Annotated in this window: 3 protein-coding genes; all 3 read left to right on the top strand. The window is 42.2% G+C overall.

From position 1 onward, the window contains the following. Positions 1-327: L-histidine N(alpha)-methyltransferase (locus KDK67_RS14010; protein ID WP_250869463.1), on the top strand; the 327-nt coding region annotated here is incomplete at its 5' end. Continuing rightward, complete coding sequence (locus KDK67_RS14005; RefSeq protein WP_250869462.1) at positions 324-1,505, top strand: aminotransferase class V-fold PLP-dependent enzyme; 1,182 nt, start codon at positions 324-326, stop codon at positions 1,503-1,505. The genes KDK67_RS14010 and KDK67_RS14005, both read left to right, overlap by 4 nt. After that, positions 1,502-1,671: SufE family protein (locus tag KDK67_RS14000; RefSeq protein WP_250869464.1), on the top strand; the 170-nt coding region annotated here is incomplete at its 3' end. The genes KDK67_RS14005 and KDK67_RS14000, both read left to right, overlap by 4 nt.

Genomic DNA, 1,671 nt, shown 5'->3' with positions numbered 1-1,671 from the left:
GAATTCAATAAGAACATATTGAAGGTCGCAAATGATCATCTTGGAACGAATTTCGACCCGGAGGAATTTGAGCACGTTGCATTCTTCAATAAAAAATACTCCCGGATCGAGATGCACCTGAAAGCAAAAAAGGATCTGGAAGTAACAAGCCCCATATTGAATGAGAAAATTATCTTCAAAAAGGGCGAGACGATACACACAGAGAACTCCCATAAATATACTGTTGATGGTATCAAAAAAATGGCAGGTGCAGCAGGGCTTTCCGTAGAAAACATCTTTAGCGATGATAAAAAATGGTTCTCCCTTGTTGAGATGGTGAAAAGATGAAAGATCTTGCAAAAGATTTCCCCATACTTGCACAAAAGGTGTACGGGAAAAGACTGGTTTATCTTGATAATGCGGCAACGACCCAAAAACCTAACTCTGTGATAGATACCATATCTGATTACTATAGGACAGATAACAGTAATATCCATAGGGGCGTGCATTACCTGAGCGAGGTATCGAGTGAAAGGTATGAGGAAGCACGAAAAAAAGTCAGTGAATTCATAGGTGCTCGTAACCCGAGTGAAGTGACATTTACTTCCGGAACGACCGGTTCCATTAATCAGGTCGCACGCTCGCTCGGACCTTCCTTAAGGGGAAACGAAGTCTTGGTGACCGGTGTGGAACACCACTCAAATATCGTGCCGTGGCAACTTGCAGGAGCAAAAGTAAAGGCAATTCCCATGGATGAGGATTGCAATATGCTGATAGACTCAATAGAGATCACGAATAGGACAAAATTGATAGCCATAGCTCATGTCTCAAATGTCCTTGGTTGTGTGAATGAGATCAAAGAGATCACTGAAATTGCAAAGGATCACGACATCCCGGTCCTGGTGGATGCAGCCCAGTCGATACAGCATTTGCCTCTTGATGTAAAGGACATAGGTTGTGATTTTTTAGCTTTCTCAGGCCATAAGATGTATGCATCGACCGGAGTTGGAGTGCTTTATACAAGCGATCGCTTCAGTGATATTACGCCGGCAATAGGCGGAGGGGGCATGATCGATAAGGTAAATCTTGATAAAACAACTTATTTGGATCCTCCTTTAAGATTTGAAGCAGGCACGCCAGATATTGCAGGAGCGATAAGCATCAGTGCAGCGATTGATCACATGCAAAAAATAGGCATGGATAAAATAAAAAAGCATGAGCATGATATCTATTCCTACTCAAGGGAAAAACTGCTGGAAATGGATAATGTGACTGTTTATGGAAATACTAATGAGATGTGCGGAGCTGTCTCATTTAATCTGGATAAGATCCACCATTACGATACAGGATTGATATTAGACAAGATGGGGGTTGCTGTCAGGACCGGACATCATTGCGCCCAACCATTGATGAGATCACTCGGGATCGAAGGCACAGTGAGAGCAAGTTTTGCATTGTACAATACGAAAGAAGATGTTGACATGCTGATTGAAGGGATAAAGAAAGTAGAGATGATGTACAAGTGAACGACGCTATTCAGGATGAGATCATAGAAGAATTTGACGGCCTTGAATGGTTTGACAAATATACTCTCCTTATCTCTTTCGGCAAAAAGCTCAAACCGATGGATGAAGAGTTTAAGACTGAAGACAATTCGATCAGCGGATGCCAATCCAAAGTTTGGGTTAGAAG

Origin of the sequence: Methanococcoides seepicolus, assembly GCF_023684405.1 — an archaeon.
Classification (GTDB): domain Archaea; phylum Halobacteriota; class Methanosarcinia; order Methanosarcinales; family Methanosarcinaceae; genus Methanococcoides; species Methanococcoides seepicolus.
This window is presented reverse-complemented; position numbering and strand designations above follow the sequence as displayed.

Excerpts from the sequence above, each read along its gene's own strand:
- KDK67_RS14005 (WP_250869462.1), top strand. The coding sequence starts at position 324 with ATGAAAGATCTTGCAAAAGATTTCCCCATACTTGCACAAAAGGTGTAC.